Source organism: Duganella radicis, assembly GCF_009720825.1.
GTDB lineage: Bacteria > Pseudomonadota > Gammaproteobacteria > Burkholderiales > Burkholderiaceae_D > Rugamonas > Rugamonas radicis.
On record NZ_WNKY01000042.1, the window covers coordinates 26,795 to 45,930 of the forward strand.

18 protein-coding genes are annotated in these 19,136 nt (G+C 64.2%); 10 read left to right on the forward strand and 8 right to left on the reverse strand.

Annotated elements, in window-relative coordinates; genetic code table 11:
* Positions 1 to 47: 47 nt before the first annotated feature.
* The 4 genes from GM676_RS25160 to GM676_RS25175 form a co-directional block, all read right to left on the reverse strand.
* Positions 48 to 251 carry a cold-shock protein gene (locus GM676_RS25160; protein WP_093555047.1) on the reverse strand — a complete coding sequence of 68 codons (204 nt, stop codon included), beginning with the start codon at positions 249 to 251 and terminating at the stop codon, positions 48 to 50.
* Positions 252 to 496: 245 nt separating this feature from the next.
* On the reverse strand, positions 497 to 850 hold the full coding sequence (locus tag GM676_RS25165) for an Hpt domain-containing protein (protein ID WP_155466955.1): 354 nt from the start codon (positions 848 to 850) through the stop codon (positions 497 to 499).
* 1 nt (position 851) lies between these two features.
* On the reverse strand, positions 852 to 1,502 hold the full coding sequence (gene upp / locus GM676_RS25170) for a uracil phosphoribosyltransferase (protein WP_155466956.1): 651 nt from the start codon (positions 1,500 to 1,502) through the stop codon (positions 852 to 854).
* Positions 1,503 to 1,537: 35 nt separating this feature from the next.
* The gene (locus GM676_RS25175) at positions 1,538 to 3,214 is read right to left on the reverse strand and encodes an isovaleryl-CoA dehydrogenase (protein WP_155466957.1); all 1,677 of its coding nucleotides are present in this window, start codon (positions 3,212 to 3,214) and stop codon (positions 1,538 to 1,540) included.
* A 78-nt stretch (positions 3,215 to 3,292) separates the two neighbouring features.
* On the opposite strand from GM676_RS25175, the gene GM676_RS25180 reads away from it, so the two are divergent.
* The 4 genes from GM676_RS25180 to GM676_RS25195 all read left to right on the forward strand — a co-directional run bounded on the left by GM676_RS25180 (position 3,293) and on the right by GM676_RS25195 (position 8,724).
* The gene (locus GM676_RS25180; protein WP_155466958.1) at positions 3,293 to 4,495 is read left to right on the forward strand and encodes an acetyl-CoA C-acetyltransferase; all 1,203 of its coding nucleotides are present in this window, start codon (positions 3,293 to 3,295) and stop codon (positions 4,493 to 4,495) included.
* A gap of 13 nt (positions 4,496 to 4,508) precedes the next feature.
* Positions 4,509 to 5,345, forward strand: coding sequence for an enoyl-CoA hydratase/isomerase family protein (locus tag GM676_RS25185; RefSeq protein WP_155466959.1), 837 nt, complete (start codon positions 4,509 to 4,511; stop codon positions 5,343 to 5,345).
* Positions 5,346 to 5,557: 212 nt separating this feature from the next.
* Positions 5,558 to 7,231, forward strand: coding sequence for a putative bifunctional diguanylate cyclase/phosphodiesterase (locus GM676_RS25190; protein WP_155466960.1), 1,674 nt, complete (start codon positions 5,558 to 5,560; stop codon positions 7,229 to 7,231).
* Positions 7,228 to 8,724: an HDOD domain-containing protein gene (locus tag GM676_RS25195; protein ID WP_155466961.1), complete on the forward strand. Its 1,497-nt coding sequence runs from the start codon at positions 7,228 to 7,230 to the stop codon at positions 8,722 to 8,724. The genes GM676_RS25190 and GM676_RS25195 overlap by 4 nt, the downstream gene beginning before the upstream one ends.
* On the opposite strand, the gene GM676_RS25200 is transcribed toward GM676_RS25195, so the two are convergent.
* Positions 8,721 to 9,872 (reverse strand): MFS transporter, encoded by a 1,152-nt coding sequence (locus tag GM676_RS25200; protein WP_371866367.1) that lies wholly within the window; start codon positions 9,870 to 9,872, stop codon positions 8,721 to 8,723. The two genes, GM676_RS25195 and GM676_RS25200, sit on opposite strands and share 4 nt — an antisense overlap.
* Before the next feature lie 3 nt (positions 9,873 to 9,875).
* Positions 9,876 to 10,985, reverse strand: a complete 1,110-nt coding sequence (gene aroC, locus GM676_RS25205; protein WP_155466962.1) for a chorismate synthase — start codon at positions 10,983 to 10,985, stop codon at positions 9,876 to 9,878.
* A 252-nt stretch (positions 10,986 to 11,237) separates the two neighbouring features.
* On the opposite strand from aroC, the gene GM676_RS25210 reads away from it, so the two are divergent.
* Positions 11,238 to 13,499, forward strand: coding sequence for a putative bifunctional diguanylate cyclase/phosphodiesterase (locus GM676_RS25210; RefSeq protein WP_155466963.1), 2,262 nt, complete (start codon positions 11,238 to 11,240; stop codon positions 13,497 to 13,499).
* 57 nt (positions 13,500 to 13,556) lie between these two features.
* Here GM676_RS25210 and GM676_RS25215 read toward each other — a convergent pair whose 3' ends face one another.
* Positions 13,557 to 14,012 carry a CBS domain-containing protein gene (locus tag GM676_RS25215; RefSeq protein ID WP_155466964.1) on the reverse strand — a complete coding sequence of 152 codons (456 nt, stop codon included), beginning with the start codon at positions 14,010 to 14,012 and terminating at the stop codon, positions 13,557 to 13,559.
* Positions 14,013 to 14,157: 145 nt separating this feature from the next.
* Between GM676_RS25215 and GM676_RS25220 the strand changes: the two genes are divergently transcribed.
* Positions 14,158 to 14,862, forward strand: coding sequence for an alpha/beta fold hydrolase (locus GM676_RS25220; RefSeq protein ID WP_155466965.1), 705 nt, complete (start codon positions 14,158 to 14,160; stop codon positions 14,860 to 14,862).
* Here GM676_RS25220 and GM676_RS25225 read toward each other — a convergent pair.
* Positions 14,846 to 16,222: a YihY family inner membrane protein gene (locus GM676_RS25225; protein ID WP_155466966.1), complete on the reverse strand. Its 1,377-nt coding sequence runs from the start codon at positions 16,220 to 16,222 to the stop codon at positions 14,846 to 14,848. The genes GM676_RS25220 and GM676_RS25225 overlap by 17 nt on opposite strands.
* Positions 16,223 to 16,286: 64 nt before the next feature.
* Between GM676_RS25225 and wrbA the strand changes: the two genes are divergently transcribed.
* Genes wrbA through GM676_RS25245 form a run of 4 tightly spaced genes read left to right on the forward strand, consistent with a single transcriptional unit; the run spans position 16,287 to position 19,112 of the window.
* A complete protein-coding gene (wrbA, locus tag GM676_RS25230; protein WP_155466967.1) occupies positions 16,287 to 16,886 on the forward strand; it encodes an NAD(P)H:quinone oxidoreductase in 600 nt (199 codons plus the stop codon).
* Between the two features lie 5 nt (positions 16,887 to 16,891).
* Positions 16,892 to 17,299, forward strand: coding sequence for a DUF2069 domain-containing protein (locus GM676_RS25235; RefSeq protein ID WP_155466968.1), 408 nt, complete (start codon positions 16,892 to 16,894; stop codon positions 17,297 to 17,299).
* Positions 17,296 to 18,702, forward strand: coding sequence for an FAD-binding oxidoreductase (locus GM676_RS25240; RefSeq protein ID WP_155466969.1), 1,407 nt, complete (start codon positions 17,296 to 17,298; stop codon positions 18,700 to 18,702). The genes GM676_RS25235 and GM676_RS25240 overlap by 4 nt, the downstream gene beginning before the upstream one ends.
* Positions 18,703 to 18,713: 11 nt before the next feature.
* Positions 18,714 to 19,112 (forward strand): DUF4124 domain-containing protein, encoded by a 399-nt coding sequence (locus GM676_RS25245; protein ID WP_155466970.1) that lies wholly within the window; start codon positions 18,714 to 18,716, stop codon positions 19,110 to 19,112.
* The last annotated feature ends 24 nt before the right edge of the window (positions 19,113 to 19,136 follow it).

Consider the following 19,136-nt stretch of genomic DNA (forward strand, 5'->3'; position numbering starts at 1 on the left):
AAAAATCCTCGGTTACCGAGGATTTCTTGATCGTTAGATCCAGCGTATTACAGAGGCTGAATGTTCGAAGCTTGCTTGCCTTTAGGGCCGGCGGTTACTTCGAAAGAAACGCGTTGGTTCTCTTGCAGCGATTTGAAGCCTGCGGTCTGAATCGCCGAGAAGTGAGCGAACAGATCTTCGCCGCCTTCGTCAGGGGTGATAAAGCCGAAACCCTTCGAATCATTGAACCATTTTACGATACCAGTTGCCATTACAATTCCTATTTCAGTTAATTTGGGCTTGCGCCCGTGATATCGTTTTTGAGGCAAGAAAGACAAACTGTACTACTCTTGAATCTAAACGATCCCGCATTATACCCATTTACAAGAGAAAAGCACGTTTTCACGAAAATAAATGCAAACCGCCGCATTTTTTGGTAGAAACCCTCCGCAGCAGGGTGTATGTGTCATGATAGACAACGAAATCGTACACGTTTTGCGCTAGATCAAACGCACGATTAGTCGTAGTGACTTGCCTTGGCGTCGCGTGCCGCCCAGGCCAGCAATTTTTCCACTTCCGGCACCACCGGCGCCCATGCGCCCTGGCCGTTCAGCACGGCGCGCACCATCTGCTCGATGCGGCGCGCTTCCTGGCCAAACACGGTAAAACCGAAGGTGCCGGCCGAGCCGGCCACGCCGTGCAGCACTTCATGCAGCTGGTGCAGCGCGTCTTGCGGCGGCTGTCCGCCGCCGGCCACGCACAGCGCCAGCGCGGCGCGGATCTTGTCGAGCGTGGCGGGCACGGTGGCGGCGAACTTGTCGTTCAGCGCAGCCAGACGCGCGCGGAAATCGGGATCGACCGGGGTAGCCATTTTATTTGGTGCCGAAGATACGGTCGCCGGCGTCGCCCAGGCCGGGGATGATGTAGGCGTGGTCGTTCAGGTGCGAATCGAGCGAGGCGCAGTAGAGCTTCACGTCCGGGTGCGCCCTCTGGAACACTTCGACGCCTTCGGGCGCGGCCACCAGCGCCAGGAAAATGATCTGATCGTCGCTGACGCCGCGTTTTTTCAGCACATCCACCGCGTGTACCGCCGAGTTGCCGGTGGCGACCATCGGGTCGCACAGGATGAAGGTGCGCTCGGCGGTATCCGGCAGGCGCACCAGATATTCCACCGGCTGGTGGGTTTCAGGATCGCGGAACACGCCGATGTGGCCGACGCGCGCCGACGGCACCAGGTCCAGCAGGCCATCGCTCATGCCGATGCCGGCGCGCAGGATGGGCACGATGGCCAGCTTGCGCCCGGCGATCACCGGCGCGTCGATGGTCATCAGCGGGGTTTCAACGGTGCGGGTGGTCAGCGGCAGGTCGCGCGTGATCTCGTAACCCATCAGCAGCGTGATTTCCTTGAGCAGGTCGCGGAAGGTACGGGTCGACGTATCCTTGGCGCGCATGTGGCTCAGCTTGTGCTGGATCAGCGGGTGGTCGGTGATGAACAGCTTGGGAAAACGCGGATCTTGTTTCATTGGATTGTGCTCTTTTTAGGCGGTTGTAGGCGGCATTATACTGACTCGACCAGCGCCCGTGCCAGGATGGCGCCGCAGTCCACGCCCGATGGCAGGCGGCCGTAGGCGCCGCCCGGCTCGCGCTTGAGGCGCGAGGCCACGAACGCCGACGACACATATTCCGGCGCATGGCGCAGCAGTAGCGCGGCCTGCACCGCCAGCACCACGCGCTCGGCGCGCACGCGGGCGCCGAATTCGTCCGGCTGCTGCTGCTGCGCCAGATCGGCCAGCAAGGTGCTGCGGTAGGCGACGAAGAACGTATCGCCATTGCCGGCCAGCGCCAGTTCGGCCGCCAGCGCCTCCAGCGCTTCCGGCGACTTGGACAGCGCGCGCAGCAGATCCAGGCACATCACATTGCCCGAACCTTCCCAGATTGAATTGACCGGCAGTTCGCGGTACAGCCGCGCCAGCGGGCTCTCTTCCACATAGCCGCTGCCGCCGATGACTTCCATCGCCTCGGCGCCAAAACCCGGGCCGCGCTTGCAGACCCAGTATTTGGCGGCCGGCGTCAGCACCCGCGCCAGCACGGCCTGGGCCGGGTCGTGTACCTCGTCGAAGCAGCGCGCCAGGCGCATGGCCAGCACGGTGGCGGCTTCGGACTCCAGCGCCAGATCGGCCAGCACGTTCTGCATCAACGGCTGCCCGGCCAGCGGACGGCCGAACGCCACGCGGCGGCGCGCATGATGCAGCGCATGCGTGAGCGCGGCGCGCATGGCGCCGGCGCTGCCCAGCACACAGTCGAGCCTGGTGTAGCCACCCATTTCCAGAATGGTTGGAATGCCCCGCCCCGGCTTGCCGATCAGCCAGCCGTAAGCGCCGGTGAATTCCACTTCCGACGAGGCATTCGAGCGGTTGCCGACCTTATCCTTGAGTCGCTGCACGCGGATGGCGTTGCGCTCGCCGTTCGGCAGATAACGCGGCAGGAAGAAGCAGGACAGGCCAGCCTCGCCGGTCTGCGCCAGGATCAGGTGCGCGTCGCTTTGCGGCGCCGAGAAGAACCACTTGTGGCCGACGATGCGGAACACCTCCTCGCCCTCCTCGCCAAACAAGGCGCGTGCCTCGGACGGCGGCACCGGCTCGGCGCGGGTGGTATTGGCGCGCACGTCCGAACCGCCCTGCTTCTCGGTCATGCCCATGCCGATGATGGCGCCGCGCTTCTGCTCGACAGGCAGCGAGCGCGGATCGTAATCGTTGGACAAAATCCTGGGCAGCCACTTGGCGGCGATGCCCGGCGCCTGCTTCAAGGCCGGCACCGAGGCGTAAGTCATGGTGACCGGGCACTGCGAACCATTCTCCACCTGACCGAACAACAGATAGCGCGCCGCCCGCGCCACCTGCGCGCCGGGGCCGCCCTGCCATGGCGAGGAATGCGTGCCATGGCCGATCAGCAGCGCCATCAGGCTGTGCCAGGCTGGATGGAATTCCACCTCGTCGATGCGGTGGCCTTCGCGGTCGTAGTTGTGCAGCCGGGGTGGGTAGAGATTGGCCAGCCGCGCCAGGTCCAGCGTTTCCGCCCGCCCCAGCTCGGCGCCCAGCGCGTGCAGCGAGGCGGCCGCATCGCCCGCGCCTTCGCGCCGCAAGGCTTCCTGCAAGGCAGGATCGGCAGCAAACAGATTGATATTCGCAAACGGCGCAACAGTATTGCGCACTTCGTGGGTATCGAAAGCTTGCATTTTGTCTCCGTTCAAACCGCTGTTATCTGTTTTCTTGAACAATACCCTATGATAATCGCATAACAACAAGGAGACAGTATGAGCGACGCTTATATTTACGAGGCCATCCGCACCCCACGCGGCAAAGGCAAAAAGGACGGCAGCCTGCACAGCGTCAAGCCGATCTCCCTGCTCACCGGCTTGCTGGGCGAACTCCAGCAACGCCACCAGCTCGACACCGCGCTGGTGGACGACGTGGTGCTCGGCTGCGTCACGCCCATCGGCGAGCAAGGCGCGGACATCGCCAAGATCGCCGCGCTGGCCGCCGGCTGGGACTGGAAAGTGGCCGGCGTGCAGCTCAACCGTTTTTGCGCCTCGGGACTGGAAGCCGTCAATCTGGCCGCGCAAAAAGTGCGCTCCGGCTGGGAAGACCTGGTGGTGGCCGGCGGCGTCGAGTCGATGTCGCGCGTGCCGATGGGCTCGGACGGCGGCGCCTGGACACAGGACCCCGAAACCAGTTTCAAGACCAACTACGTCCCGCAAGGCATAGGCGCCGATCTGATCGCCACGCTGGACGGCTATCAGCGCGAGCAACTGGATGCCTTCGCCCTGCGCTCGCAGCAGAAAGCAACCGCCGCGCGCGCCGCCGGCCGCTTCCGCTCCATTGTGCCGGTACGCGACCAAAACGGCGTGACCATCCTGGCCGAGGACGAGTTCATCAAGCCCGCCACCACCATGGAAGCCCTGGAAAACTTGCAGCCGGCTTTTGCCGCGCTCGGCCAGAGCGGCTTTGACAGCCTGGCCCTGCGTCAATATCCACAACTGAAACAGATCGTCCACCTGCACACGGCCGGCAATTCCTCCGGCATCGTCGATGGCGCGGCGCTGGCGCTGGTGGGCAGCAAGGCCGCCGGCGCCCGCATCGGACTGGCGCCGCGCGCGCGCATCGTGGCGGCGGCGGTCACCGGCAGCGAACCGGCCATCATGCTGACCGGACCGGCGCCGGCCGCGCGCAAGGCCTTGCACAAGGCCGGCCTGTCGGTCAACGATATCGACTTGTTTGAAGTGAACGAGGCCTTCGCCTCGGTGGTGCTGCGCTTCATGCACGAACTGGACGTCCCTGAAGACAAGGTCAACGTCAACGGCGGCAGCATCGCGCTCGGCCATCCGCTGGGGGCCACCGGCTGCATGCTGCTCGGCACCCTGCTGGACGCGCTGGAAGAACGCCGCCTGCGGCGCGGCATGGTGGCCATGTGCGTGGGCGGCGGCATGGGCATCGCCACCATCATTGAGCGGATCTGAAGCGGATCTGGCCATGATCACCGCCCACCGCAACGGCCACACCGTCAGCGTGCTGCTGGCCGCGCGCAGCATCAACCCGCTGAGCCGCCTGTTCCAGCGCGAACTGGCGGCCCTGCTGGACCAGCTGGAATCGCAGCGCGCCCGGCTGGCAGCTGTCATCATCGGCTTCGATGCTGAAACCGCCGGCCGCGGCCACGAACTGGAACACCCCATCACACCGGCGCAAGCAGTCGACTGCCTGCGCATGCTGGACGACTACAACGCCCTGCTGCACCGTCTGGAAACGCTGGGCGTGCCGGTCACTGCCACGCTGGGCGGCGACATCAGCGGCCACGCGCTGGGCCTGGCGCTGGCCTGCCATCGCCGCATCGCCATGCACGATGTGCGGCTCAGCATGCCGCAAGTGCAGTCTGGCCTGGCGCCGGTGGCCGGCGAAATCGCCCGCACCGCGCGCCTCGCGGGTGTGCAGGCCGCCATGCCGCTGCTGATGGATGGCGCCACACTCAACGCATCGCAAGCGCGCCGGGCCGGCCTGCTGCACGCCGTGGCCGCCAGCGATGCGGAATTGGCCGCCGCGGTCCTGGACAAAACGCCAATGATGCAACCCTGGCAAGCCAAGGGCTACCAACTGCCCGGTGGCGCGCTGGACACCCCGCCAATACGCGCCCTGCTGCAAGCCGCGCCCGCCAGGTTGCGCGCCAGCGCCAAACCGTCAGCGGCGGAAGCCGTGCTGTGCGCGATGGTCGAAGGACTGCAAGTTGACTTCGATAACGCGCTCAAAATCGAGAGCCGGTATTTTTGTCAAACCGCCATCAGACAGCCCCTGCGGAAAGGCAGTTTTTCACTCTGAAAAGCAGTTTTTTTAACGATCTCAAGAGATTTCTCAAAAAGTCGCTGTAATGTTGTCTTTTTTCATGCAATTTGCCTCTCATCAGTGATACATTCCGTTATGGTTTTGCAAGATTCGGCCAGACCAATTGTTACATGCATAATTTGAAAGAATAGATCTTCGCGATGCCTACCAGTGTTTCATCCCAGCCGCGTCATGAATTGGATAACCTCATGGAAGAGGCTGGCGATGTCGTATTCCGCCTGAACCAATCCGGCCAGTTGCTGTTTGCCAGCCAGCGCGCCATCGCGCGCATCGGCGCCGCCGCGCCGCTGACAGGCGGCGCCATGGCCAAACTGGTGGCCGAAGGCGATCAGGCCGCGCTGGCCGCCGCGCTGGCCGAGGTGGCCGAATCGCGCACGCCCAAGCTGCTGGAAGCGCGCCTCAAAACCGCCGACATGGAAATCTGGCACGAGCTGCGCATCTCGGCCTACGCCAACGCGGACGGCGCGCTGGAACTGCTGGTGGTCGGGCGCGACATGACCGTGCAGCACGCCACCGAAGAACGCCTGCGCCACATGGCCACCCACGACGCGCTGACCGAACTGCCGAATCGCCTGCTGCTGTCGGACCGCATGCGCATGGTGATCGCCAACGCGCGCCGTTCCGGCCAGGGCTTTTCGGTGGCCACCATCGGCCTGGACGGTTTCAAGAAAGTGAACGATGGCCTCGGCCACCCGATCGGCGACGCCATGCTGCGCATGGCCGCGCAGCGTCTGCGCAAGACCCTGCGCGACAGCGACACCCTGGCCCGCGTGGGCGGCGACGAGTTTGTCGCCATCCTGCCCGGCACCGCCACCGAGGCGCAGATCAAGCTGGTGACCGGCCGCCTGATCGCCACCCTGCAATCGCCGTTTGAAATCGAGAACCACACGATTTACGTCGGCGCCTCGGTTGGCGTGTCGGTCTATCCGCAGCATGCGGAAGACGAGATCCGCCTGCTGGCGCTGGCCGATGCCGCCATGTCGCGCGCCAAGGAAACCGGCAAGGCACGCGCCGTGGTCTACAGCCCTTCCCTGGCCGGCCCGCCGCAGCACGACATTTCGCTGGAAGCGGCCATGTTCCAGGCGGTGCGCGAGGGCGAGTTCCAACTGTACTACCAGCCCATCGTCGATGCGCAAACGCGCGAGATCCAGGGCTTTGAAACACTGATGCGCTGGAAGCATCCGACGCTGGGCATGGTGCCGCCGGCGCGCTTCATCCCGATCGCCGAGACCAACGGCCTGATTAACCTGCTGGGCGCGTGGGCGCTGAAAGCGGCCTGCGTGCAACTGAAACAGTTTGAAGAAGTGGCCAAGCGCAGCTTGTACATCTCTGTTAATATCAGCCCGCGACAATTCCGCAATGATAAATTCTTGGATGTGCTGGACGATGCCATCGCATTTTCCGGCCTGCTTGGTGAGCAATTGGTTTTAGAAATCACAGAAGGCACACTGATGATCGACCCGGTGCATGCCGAGTCCATCCTGTCCAAAATGGCCGAACGCAAGGCGCGTATCGCGATTGACGATTTCGGCACCGGCTATTCCTCGCTGGCTTATCTCAAACGTTTCCCGATCTCGGTGCTGAAAATCGACCGCACCTTCATCCGCGACCTGCCCGGATCGCAGAAGGATGGCGCCATCTGCAACGCCGTGCTGGACCTGGCCAAGCACCTCAACCTGTCGGTGGTGGCGGAAGGCGTGGAGACCGAGGAACAGCTTCAGTATCTTGAACAACGCGGCTGCCAGTATATCCAGGGCTACCTGACCGGCAAGCCGATGGCGGCCAACGTGGCGCTGGCGGCGCTCAAGGAAAGCATCCACGTCAAGATGGTTCCGGCGGAATTGCGGCAGGTGGCCCAATGATCGCCAGCTACAAGGCATCCACTCCGCTCGGCAACAAGACCCTGAGCGAACTGGGTGACTGCACGCGCCGCCGCGGCGACATGCCGGGCTTCGCCAAAGCCATCACCGCCATCCTCGGCGCCATGCGCGGCGAGGATGAGCAGGAATTCAATATGACCCGCACCGTGCTGTCCGACCCGGTACTGACGCAGAAAGTCCTGCGGCTGGCCAACAGCGGCATGTACTCGGCCTTCGGCCAGCATGTGAACACGGTGTCGAAAGCGGTGCTGGTGCTGGGCACGGAGGCCATCGGCCACCTGGCCCTCGGCCTCAAACTGATCGAGGAGCTGGCGGCCACCTCCAGCGACACCACCATCGCCCATATCGAAATGGAAAAGGCGGTGCTGGCCGGGATCGTGGCGCAGCAAATCGCCTACACCGCCGAAAGCCGTCACGGCGAGGAAGCCGTGGTGTGCTCCATGCTGCACACGCTGGGCCGGATGATGCTGACCTTCTACATGCCGGAGCGCTGGCATGAGCTGCAACGCCTGGCCGACCAGAGTGCGTGCACGGTGGAACAGGCCGCGCCGGAATTGCTGGGCCTCAGCCTGGAAGAAATCGGCCACGCCGCCGCGCTGCACTGGGGGTTGCCATCGTCGCTGCTGAACGGTATGCGCACGCTGGAGCCGGTCGAAGCGGGTGCGGATGTATCGCCGTCCGACTGGATCGCCGGCCTGTCGACCATGGCCGCCAGCTGCGCCGAATCGCTGTGGCACGACGATGCCGCCGGCGCCGAGAAAGTAAAGCAGCTGGCCGCAAGTTACGCCGGCATGCTGGGCGTGGAAGCGGATAACCTGATGCACGCCATCGAACAGGCCAAGGAGGTGGCGGCCAACGACCTGACCATCGCCCCCTTGTCGCGTCCCGCCGAGCGCCGCGCCAAGGCGCTGGCGAAAACGCGCCAGCGCGCCGCCGGCAACAAGATCCTGCTCAGCGGCCTGGCCGACATGCGCGACGTGCTGGACACCGCCAGCCCCGGGCAGATGGTGCAGATCGCGCTGGAGACAGTCTACAAAGGCCTGGACTTCTCGCGCGCCGTGGCCTTCGTCCGCAACCGCAAGGAAAACACCTACTCGGCCAAGATCAGCTTCGGCGAAGGCACGCGCGAGCTGCTGCCCGGGATGACCTTCGACGATGCCTACGAACCGAATGTGTTCCACGCGGCGCTCAACAGCGACCGAGTGATCTTCATCGAAAACGCGCGCGACGCCAAGTTCGCGGCCAAGCTGCCGCTGTGGTGGAAATCGTCGCTATCCGAAGCGCGCAGCTTCGTGATCCTGCCGCTGTCGGCCAACGGCCAGCCGGCTGGTTTCCTGTATGGCGACTGGGACGATTCCTTCCCGCCGATTTCGCTCAGCGCCACCGAGTTCTCGCTGCTGAACGACATGCGCGCCATGGTGGTGCGCGCGGTCGAGCGCCGCCACGGCATCATGCCGGAAGCGGTCGCCCGTTAATACTGGTCGCGCTGCTGCCAGCGGAAGGACAGCATGGCGGCCAGCGCGGACAAGGCCACCAGCGCCGACGCCACGTAATACACTGACTCGGCACCCGCCCTCTCCCACCACTGCGCCAGGAACAAACCACCGAGCGAGCCGCCGATGCCGTAGGAGATGCTCATGTACAGCGCTTGCCCGCGCGCCTGCAACGGCCCGGAGAACCAGCGCTGCAAGGACATCACGGACGACGAGTGATGCAGCGCGAAAGTGGCCGCGTGCATCAGCTGCGCCGCCACCAGCAGCCACAGAATGTGCGAACCAAAGCCGATCATCAGGAAGCGCACCAGCGCGACCCCAAGCGCGAGGTACATCATGCGCATCGCGCCCCAGCGCCTGAACAACGGCGCCTGAAAATAGAACAGCGCCACCTCGGCCAGCACGCCCAAGGACCACATGGCGCCGATCACGGTCTTGCTGTAGCCATTGCGCTCCAAATACAGCGAGTAGAAGGTGTACAGCGAGGTGTGGGCCGACACCATCAGCGCGGTGGAAGCGAAGAAGGCGATCACCTCGCGCCGGCGCAGCAGCGACAACAAGGGCGGCGGCGGCACGGCATGCGTGCGGCGCGGCACATCGCGCAGGCGGAAGGCGGCGGCGATGGTCGCCACCAGCAGGCCGGCCGCCACCCACGGCAGCGTGACGATGCCATAGCGCTCCAGCGCGACGGAGGCCAGCGTCACCGAGACGATGAAGCCGATCGAGCCCCACATGCGGATGCGGCCATAGTAAGTAAGATCGCCCTTCATCTCTGACAGCATCAGCGCTTCGCAGATCGGCGCCTGCCCGCTGGTGAACAGGTTGAGGATCACCATGGCCAGCATGAAGTGGCCGAAGGTGCCGCCGAAGAAGAAGCCCGAGAATCCCGCCAGCGCGGCAAAACCGGCCAGGCGCAACACCAGCACGCGGCGGTCGTAATGATCGGCGACGTAGCCCCAGACGTTGGGGCCGACGATGCGCAGCACCTGGATCATCGACATCAGCACGCCGATCTGCGCCACCGTCATGCCTTTGTCGGCAAAGAACAGCGTGGCGTAGGTCGACCAGGTGCCGGCGTGTGCGTAGTAGCAGAAGAGGAATAAGGCGAAGCTGAGCGCTTGCGCGGGCACCGCTTAAGGCGCAGCCGAAGGCGCGATGTTGGGCGTGGATACCTTGACGTCGCCGCACTGCGCGCGGTGCATCAGCGCGTGGTCGATCAGCACCAGGGCCAGCATCGCTTCCGCGATCGGCGTGGCGCGGATGCCCACGCAGGGATCGTGGCGGCCGAAGGTTTCCACCATCACCGGATTGCCGTCCTTGTCGATCGATGGACGCGGGGTGCGGATCGACGACGTCGGCTTGATGGCGATCGACACCGTGATGTCCTGGCCGGTCGACAGCCCGCCCAGCACGCCGCCGGCGTTGTTGCCGACGAAGCCTTGCGGCGTCAGCGGATCGCCATGCTCGGTGCCCTTCTGCGCGATCGATTTGAAACCGGCGCCGATCTCAACGCCCTTGACCGCGTTAATGCCCATCATGGCGTAGGCGATGTCGGCGTCCAGCTTGTCGTAGATCGGCTGGCCGAGGCCGACCGGGATGTTCTGCGCCACCACGTCGATGCGGGCGCCGATCGAGTCGCCGGCCTTGCGCAGCTCGTCCATATAAGTTTCCATGCTGGCGATCACCGCGGCATCGCCGGTGGCGGCGAAGAACGGATTGTCCGGCACATGCGTCCAGTCCTGGAACGGCACCACGATGTCGCCCAGCTGGCTCATGCAGCCCTTGAACACCGTGCCGTACTGCTGGTGCAGCCACTTCTTGGCGATCGCCGCCGCGCCCACCACCGGCGCGGTCAGGCGCGCCGAGGAACGGCCGCCGCCGCGCGGATCGCGCACGCCGTATTTATGCCAGTAGGTATAGTCCGCATGGCCCGGACGGAAGGTTTCAGCGATGTTGCCGTAGTCCTTGCTGCGCTGGTCTTCGTTGCGGATCAGCAGCGTGATCGGCGTGCCGGTGGTCACGCCCTGGTACACGCCCGACAGAATCTCCACCGTGTCCGACTCCTGGCGCTGGGTGACGTGGCGCGACGTGCCCGGCTTGCGGCGATCCAGTTCCGGCTGAATGTCCGCTTCCGACAACGGCAAACCCGGCGGGCAGCCATCGATCACACAACCAATCGCGGGACCGTGCGACTCACCAAAGGTAGTTACAGAAAACAATTTGCCAAAAGTATTACCGGACATAGGAAAAGAATCTTCGGAAAAAAGTGGAAAGTCCCTCATTCTACCAGCCAGCGCCCCGTGGCGTCCCATCCGCACAATAATTTCCACAAAGCAAGTTCCGCTTGGTAAAATATCATTCTTTTGATACAAGTATGGTGTAACTTGCACATCGGCGCACAAGCTTCTGCCGAAAGCCATGGAAAACCGCATTCTTTTTGACAATCCGCTATATACTTGAACGCAAGAACACCGAGTACTCTGGAGAAGCTACACATGCCCCCACCGGTTTCACCCCTTGAGCAGTCCAAGGATGATCAAGACGATTTGGTATTCTTAGAAGAGCATCCGGCTGCGCCTGCGTCGACGGGCGCGCGCAATGTTTGGCGGGTCATGATTATCGACGACGACGAAGACGTCCACTCGACCACCACCTTTGCGCTCGGCAACCTCGACATGCAACATCGCCCGCTCGAATTCGTGCACGCGTATTCGGCTGGGCAAGCGCGCGAGTTGCTCAAGCACGAGCGTGAAATCGCTGTCATCCTGCTGGACGTGGTGATGGAGCAGGACGACGCCGGCCTGCACCTGGTGCGCTACATCCGTGAAACCCTGCAACTGCACGACGTGCGCATCATCCTGCGCACCGGCCAGCCGGGCTACGCCCCTGAAATCGACGCCATCCGCGATTTCGACATCAACGATTACAAGACCAAGTCCGAACTGACCCGCATCAAGCTGTTCACCACCGTGACGGCGGCGATTCGTTCCTACGAGCAAATCCGCAAGATCAACGACAGCCGCCGCGGCCTGAACCAGATCGTCCACGCCAGCACCCAGCTGATGGCCCTGCACGGCGTGCAGAACTTTGCCGCCGGCGTGCTGGCGCAGATCGGCGACCTGCTGGGCCAGGAGGCCAACGGCGTGCTGTGCGTGCAGGAATGCCCGGACAGCGGCTGCCACGAACTGATGGTGATGGCCACCGCCGGCACCTACCGCCACCTCGACAACATCACCCTGACCGTGCGCGAGGACCAGCGCATCCACGACGCCCTGGAGCAGGCGCTGGCGCAGCGGCGCAACGTCTACGGCCCGGATTACGTGGTGCTGTACTTCGCCGGCAAGGCCAGCCGCGACTTTGTCGCCTTCCTGGAACTCAAGCGCGCCACCAGCGAGATCGACGAGCGCCTGCTGGAAGTGTTTTGCAGCAACGTCGCGGTGGGACTGGACAACGTGGAACTGGTCTCGCATCTGCACAACGCCGCCTTCTACGACCAGCTGTCCAAGCTGCCGAACCGCACCCGGCTGGTGGAAATCCTCGACGCCGCCCTGGCCGGGCCGGCGCGCGACGAGGCCACCCTGTCGCTGGTCGACCTCGACCACTTTGCCGAAACCAACGACGCCCTCGGCCACCAGTTCGGCGACATGCTGCTGGTGGCGGTGGCCGGCCGCCTGCAAACCGAGTTGGGCGGCCAGCTGACCGTGGCCCGCATCGGCGGCGACATCTTCTGCGTGCTGGGCGATTCGGCGCAGGTCAATCCGGGCAGCATCCTGGCGCTGTTCCAGCGCGCCTTCAGCATCGACGGCCAGGACGTGCAGCTGTCGGCCACGCTCGGCCTGGTGCGCCTGTGCGAGCACGAGGGCAGCGGCGCCGATGCGCTCAAGGACGCCGACATCGCCCTGAAGCGCGCCAAATCGCAGCAGCGCGCCGGCCACTTCTACTTCTCGCGCTCGATGGGCGTGGAGATCCGCGAACGGGTGCGCATGATGCATGCGCTGCGCACGGCGTTCGGCCAGAACCAGCTGTTCGTGGTGTACCAGCCGCAGATCGACCTGGCCACGCGCCGGCCGATGGGCGCCGAGGCGCTGCTGCGCTGGCAGACGCCGGACGGCAAATTCATCTCGCCGGACCGCTTCATCCCGATCGCCGAGTATTCCGGCCTGATCATCGAACTGGGCGAATGGGTGATGCGCACCGCCTGCCGCGAGCTGGTCGATCTGCGCGCAGCCGGCCACCATGACTTCATGATGTCGATCAACGTCTCGCAGGTGCAGTTCCGCCATCCGCACTTCCTCGACATGCTGCGCAAGGCGCTCGAGGACACCGGCGCGCCGCCGCAGAACATCGAGCTGGAAATCACCGAATCGATGGCCATGGAAGAGCCGGACATGCTGATCAAGATGCTGGCCCAGATCAAGCAGACCGGCGTCAGCATCGCCATCGACGACTTTGGCACCGGTTTCTCCTCGCTGTCCTACTTGCAGCGCTTGCAGATCGACCGCCTGAAGATCGACCGCGCCTTCGTCACCGAAATCACCGGCTCGGCGCGCGGCAGCAGCATCGCCGAGATGGTGATACAGCTGGGCCGCAACCTCGGCCTGGCGGTGATCGCCGAAGGCGTGGAAGACGAGCGTCAGGCGCAAATCCTGCAATCGCTGGGCTGCCCGCTGGCGCAGGGCTTCCTGTTCGCCCGCCCGATGACCGCCACCGCCCTGAACAGCTGGCTGAGCAACGATGCGCTGGAGGGCGCGGCCTGAAACGCGGCACGCCCAAACGAAAACGCCACCCTCGGGTGGCGTTTCTCATTCAGCCGCTTAATCCGCCGCCTGCTCGGCCTCGGCCGGCCAGTCGCGGATGTAGGCTTTCAGCATGCGGTTCTCGAAGCTTTGCGCTTCCAGCACCGCGCGCGCCACGTCGTAGAACGAGATCACGCCAAGGATGGTCTTGGCGTTCATTACCGGCAGGTAGCGCGCGTGTTTTTCCAGCATGATGCGGCGCACTTCGTTGACGTCGGTGTCCGGCGTCACGGTGATCGGGTGGTCTTCCATGTGCTTGCGCACCGTGCCGGCGCCCACGTTGCCGTGGTTTTCGTGCAGCGCGCGCAGCACTTCGCGGAAGGTCAGCATGCCTACCAGGTCGCCAAATTCCATCACCACCAGCGAACCGATGTCCTTTTCGGCCATGGTGTTGGCGGCATCCGCCAGCGGTTGGTCTGGGGAGATGGTGTAGAGGATGGAACCTTTAACTTGGAGAATTTCGGAGACTTTCATTTTGGGCCGTCCTGTCCGCTGATATATGCTCTGTGAATGGGATTTCTAGTTGTTCTAGCCTTGTAGCGAATGTAGCCTATGCCCGGCGAAAAAGCCAGCGCTACGGATAAGCAAAACACAACATTGTTGTCGAAAGGAGCCTGACATGCAAAAGTCCACCGTGGTATTCGTCCATGGCGCGTTAAACGACCATGCCGTATGGCGCGCGCAAAGCCGCCATTTCGAGGCCCATGGCTACCCGGTATTGGCGCTGGATTTGCCGGGCCACGGCGTCGACGGCCCCGCGCTGGCCAGCGTCGACGCGATGGCCGCCTGGCTGCTGGCGAAGCTCGACGCGGCTGGCGTATCGCAAGCGGCGCTGGTCGGTCACAGCATGGGGTCCCTGATCGCGCTGGAAGCGGCGGCACGCGCGCCGCGGCGCATCACGCATCTGGCGCTGCTAGGCTCCACCTATCCGATGAAGGTGGCCGACGCGCTGCTGGACACCGCACGCGACGACGAGCAGCGCGCCATCGGCATGGTGACCAAATGGTCGCACAGCCCGGGTTACGCGGATACCGAACCGCTGCGGCAGATGATGCTGCGCCTCGCGGGAAAGCAGCTGCTGCACACCGACCTCGCGGCCTGCAATGCCTACGACAACGGCGACGCCGCAGCAGCAGCGGTGCGCTGCCCCACCCTGTTCATTTTCGGCGCCAACGACGTCATGACGCCGCCCAAATCCGCCGCCCGCCTGGGCGGCGCCATCGCCCACGCGCAAAGCCTCACGCTGCCGGCCGGCCATGCGCTGATGTCCGAGCAGGCGGACGCCGTCAACCACGCGCTGCTCGACTTTATCGGCAGTCGATAGGCCCGAAATGCGCGGCCAGGGTCTTGCCCAGGCCCGCCTCCACCGCCGTTTCCACTTCGCGCGCCAGCGCCGCGGCCTCGCGCGCGGCTTGCAGGTCGCGCTCATCGTCGCCGTCCGCCACCACGCCGGCGTTGAGCGGCATGCCGGCGAAGACGAACAGGCGATACACGTCGGCCAGCGTCAGCTTGTCGACATTGGCGAGGATGACCCAGTTGTCCGCGCCCTCGCTCACACGCTTGCCCCACTGGACGCGCGGCTGCGTGGCCACCGGCACCCGCCCCACCCAGCCTTCCGCCATCATGCGTTCCAGCAGATTGTCCATTTCATCGAAGCCCAGGCGCGTGCGCTCGCGGATCCGCACCGCGCTGACCAGCGCCGTGTCGCCGCATTTGCAGGCCACGTGCAGCACCTTCAGGATCGCCATCGCGTCGACAAACTCGCCGCCCGGTTGCGCCTCGTGCCACCAGCGCTCGTACTTCACCACCGGCAGCGCGGCCACCAGCAAGGCGCCGAACAGGGTGATCAGCCACGATAGATAAACCCACAGCAGGAACAGCGGCACCGCCGCCAGCGCGCCGTAAATCTTGGAATAAGTCGGGAACTGGGTGATGAAGATGGCGAAGCCGCGCTTGGCCACTTCAAACGCCAGGCCGGCCACCAGACCGCCCCATGCGGCATCGTGCCAGTCGACGTCGCGGTTCGGCACCGCCACGTACAGCAGCGTGAAGGTGGCCGTGGTCAGCGCCAGCGACAGCGTGGTGTAGATCAGCGTGCCCAGTATCGGCACGTGGCCAACCAGGTCGCTGGTGGCCATGAACACCTGCGAGGACAAGGTCAGCGACACGCCGATCAGCAAAGGCCCCAGCGTGATCAGGGCCCAGTAAACCAGAATGCGCCGGGTCCAGGCACGTTCACCGCGCACGCGCCAGATGCGGTTGAACACGCGCTCGATCAGGTTCATCATCGCGATCGATGTCACGATCAGCGTCACCGCGCCCACCGCCGACAGGCGCGTGGCCTTGGAGGCGAACATGGTCAGGTAGTTGAGGATGTTGCTGGAGATGGACTTCGGCATCACGCTCTGCACGAAGTACGCCTCCAGCGAAGTACGGAAGGTGTTAAACAGCGGGAAGGTGGTGAAGATCGCCAGCGCGATGGTCAGCAGCGGCACCAGCGCAAACACGGTGGTGAACGTCAGGCTGCCGGCCACCTGCGGCAAGCTCTCTTCGCGCAGGCGGCGATGGGCAAACAGGAACAAGTCCCGCACTTCAGGCCAGGACAGGGAACGCGCTGTCTCCCAGCCGCTTTTACAGCTGCGGTAGACGTACTGGAAGAACCACTTGGTATATTTTTCAATCATGGGGCGTATCGTATTACAACAGTGGCAATGATGCCAGCCGCTAAACCGCCCTATAATAACGCCGATGAACTCTCTGACTATTCTTGTACTGTTTTACTCGCGCCATGGCGCCACGCGCAAACTGGCCGAGCTGATCGCGCAGGGGATCGAAAGCGTGCCGGGTTGCGACGCGCGCCTGCGCACCGTGCCGGCCGTGTCCACCGTGGCCGAGGCCACTGAACCGGAGGTCCCGGCCGATGGCGCGCCTTACGTGGAACTGGACGATCTGATCGAATGTGCCGGCATCGCCGTCGGCTCGCCTACGCGCTTCGGCAATATGGCGGCGGCCATGAAGTATTTCTGGGACGGCACCGCCAGCCAGTGGCTGTCGGGCGCGCTGGCGGGCAAGCCAGCCTGCGTGTTCACCTCCACCGGCAGCCTGCACGGCGGGCAGGAATCGACCCTGCTGTCGATGATGATCCCGCTGTTCCATCACGGTCTGATGGTGCTCGGCCTGCCGTACACCCATCCCGAACTGATGACCACCGCCAGCGGCGGCACGCCGTACGGCGCCAGCCATTGGTCCGGGCTCGACGGCCAAAAGGTCATGACCGAAGACGAGAAACGCCTGGCCATCGCATTGGGCAAGCGCCTGGCTGAAACAGCAGTCAAACTTAACGGATAAGCGCCATGGAAACCACAGCACAAAAATATTTTCACTGGGGCGCGATCGGCAGCCTGGTGACGCTGATTGTCTGGTGTGTGTTGTGGGAGACGGTGCTGGCGCCGTTGAAGCCGGGCGGCTCGTGGCTGGTGCTGAAAGCCGCACCGCTGCTGCTGCCGCTGTATGGCGTGTACAAGCGCGATATCTACACGCTGCAATGGACGTCGATGATGATCCTGCTGTACTTCGCCGAAGGCGTGGTGCGCGGCTGGAGCGATACCGGCAGCCTGTCCGCCTGGCTGGGCTGGGGCGAGGCGGCGATTGTGTGCGTGTATTTTGTGTGCGCCGTGCTGTATCTGCGTCCTTACAAGCGTGCCGCCAAAAAGATGGCCAGGGAACTGCTCGACAAGGTAAAGGTCAACACGGTTAAATGATGGATTTTCTCTCGCAATGCCGCGCCATCGTCGGCGACGCCGGCGTGCTGGACGCGGAAGCCGATATGGCGCCCTTCCTCACCGACTGGCGTGGACGTTTCACCGGCAAGGCGTTGGCGGTGCTGCGTCCCGGCTCGGTCGAGCAAGTGGCGGCGCTGGTGCGCGCTTGCGCCGAACATCGCGTGGCCCTGGTGCCACAGGGCGGCAACACCGGATTGGTGCTGGGCAGCGTGCCGGATGCCAGCGGCGCGCAAGTGGTGCTGTCGCTGGCGCGGCTGAACCGCGTGCGCCAGATCGATCCGGTCAACCGCACCATGACGGTGGATGCGGGCTGCATACTCCAGCAGATTCAGGAAGCGGCGGCCGCCGAGGGTTGTTTGTTCCCCTTGTCGCTGGCGGCGGAAGGCAGCTGCACCATTGGTGGCAACCTGTCCACCAACGCGGGCGGCACGGCGGTTCTGCGGTATGGGAATACGCGTGAATTGTGTCTTGGCCTTGAGGTGGTAACGCCGCAGGGCGAGATCTGGAGCGGCTTGCGCGGCCTGCGCAAGGACAATACCGGCTACGACCTGCGCGATCTGTTCATCGGCGCCGAGGGCACGCTGGGCATCATCACCGGCGCGGTGCTCAAGCTGTATCCGCAACCGAAGGCCAGCATCACGGCGCTGGCCGCCCTGCCCTCGCCTGCCCATGCGCAGCAGTTGCTGGTGCTGATGCAGGATCACTGTGGCGCCAGCCTGACGGGCTTTGAGCTGATGTCGCGCTTCTGTCTCGATCTGGTGGCGCGGCAGTTCCCGCAACTGCCCAAGCCTTTCGCCGAACCGTATGCGCAGTATGTGCTGCTGGAGTTGTCGAGCAGCGAGTCGGAGGCGCATGCGGTCGGTTTGCTGGAGCATGCGATTGGCGCGGCGCTGGAGCGCGGCGTGATTCAGGACGCGGTGGTGGCGTCGTCGGTGGCGCAATCGGCCGGCCTGTGGCAGCTGCGCGAGCATATCCCGCTGGCGCAGGCCAAGGCGGGCAAGAACATCAAGCACGATATTTCGCTGCCGGTATCGCGCATCGCCGACTTTATCGCGGCGACCGGGCCACGGCTGGAGGCGGCATTCCCCGGCTGCCAGCTGGTGTGCTTCGGCCATCTGGGCGATGGCAACCTGCATTACAACGTCGCGCCGCCGGCAGGGATTTCCAATGAAGACTTCCTCGTCAATCAGGACAAGGTCAATCGCGTGGTGCACGACAGCGTGGTGGCGTTTGGCGGGTCGATTTCGGCCGAACACGGGATCGGTGCGTTGAAGCGCGACGAGCTGGCGCACTACAAATCGCCGGTGGAACTCAATATGATGCGAGCCATCAAAGCCGCGCTGGACCCGCTGGGTATTATGAATCCCGGTAAAATCCTTTGAGCGAGGCTGAGATGCATATCCTGATCGTTGCTGCGTTGGCGGGTGCTGTCTACAAATGCACGGTAGATGGCAGGATCACTTACAGCGATATACCCTGCGCCGGCGGCGCGGTGCTGGAGGCGCCGGCCGCGCCTTCGCCCGATCCGGCGGCCGGCGCCACGCTGCGCCGCCAGCAAAAGCAGGCCGACACGCTGGAAAAGGCGCGTCTCAAGCGCGAGGAACGCGAAGAGCGTGACGCCGCTCGCGATGCCAAGGCTGCCGCTGCGCAGCGCAAGAAGTGCGATCAGCTCAAGCTCAAGAAGCGCTGGGCCGACGAAGACGCCCGCCGCGCCACCGGCCAGGCCACCGAAGCCGCCCGCCTGCGCGCCCACCGCGCCGGCGAGGCGATGTCACTGGAGTGTCCACACTGATGTCCGACCACGCACCGCCCAGCC

Coding starts and splice junctions, on each gene's coding strand:
- GM676_RS25160 (WP_093555047.1), bottom strand. CDS start 251: ATGGCAACTGGTATCGTAAAATGGTTCAATGATTCGAAGGGTTTCGGC.
- GM676_RS25165 (WP_155466955.1), bottom strand. CDS start 850: ATGGCTACCCCGGTCGATCCCGATTTCCGCGCGCGTCTGGCTGCGCTG.
- upp (WP_155466956.1), bottom strand. CDS start 1,502: ATGAAACAAGATCCGCGTTTTCCCAAGCTGTTCATCACCGACCACCCG.
- GM676_RS25175 (WP_155466957.1), bottom strand. CDS start 3,214: ATGCAAGCTTTCGATACCCACGAAGTGCGCAATACTGTTGCGCCGTTT.
- GM676_RS25180 (WP_155466958.1), top strand. CDS start 3,293: ATGAGCGACGCTTATATTTACGAGGCCATCCGCACCCCACGCGGCAAA.
- GM676_RS25185 (WP_155466959.1), top strand. CDS start 4,509: ATGATCACCGCCCACCGCAACGGCCACACCGTCAGCGTGCTGCTGGCC.
- GM676_RS25190 (WP_155466960.1), top strand. CDS start 5,558: ATGGAAGAGGCTGGCGATGTCGTATTCCGCCTGAACCAATCCGGCCAG.
- GM676_RS25195 (WP_155466961.1), top strand. CDS start 7,228: ATGATCGCCAGCTACAAGGCATCCACTCCGCTCGGCAACAAGACCCTG.
- aroC (WP_155466962.1), bottom strand. CDS start 10,985: ATGTCCGGTAATACTTTTGGCAAATTGTTTTCTGTAACTACCTTTGGT.
- GM676_RS25210 (WP_155466963.1), top strand. CDS start 11,238: ATGCCCCCACCGGTTTCACCCCTTGAGCAGTCCAAGGATGATCAAGAC.
- GM676_RS25215 (WP_155466964.1), bottom strand. CDS start 14,012: ATGAAAGTCTCCGAAATTCTCCAAGTTAAAGGTTCCATCCTCTACACC.
- GM676_RS25220 (WP_155466965.1), top strand. CDS start 14,158: ATGCAAAAGTCCACCGTGGTATTCGTCCATGGCGCGTTAAACGACCAT.
- GM676_RS25225 (WP_155466966.1), bottom strand. CDS start 16,222: ATGATTGAAAAATATACCAAGTGGTTCTTCCAGTACGTCTACCGCAGC.
- wrbA (WP_155466967.1), top strand. CDS start 16,287: ATGAACTCTCTGACTATTCTTGTACTGTTTTACTCGCGCCATGGCGCC.
- GM676_RS25235 (WP_155466968.1), top strand. CDS start 16,892: ATGGAAACCACAGCACAAAAATATTTTCACTGGGGCGCGATCGGCAGC.
- GM676_RS25240 (WP_155466969.1), top strand. CDS start 17,296: ATGATGGATTTTCTCTCGCAATGCCGCGCCATCGTCGGCGACGCCGGC.
- GM676_RS25245 (WP_155466970.1), top strand. CDS start 18,714: ATGCATATCCTGATCGTTGCTGCGTTGGCGGGTGCTGTCTACAAATGC.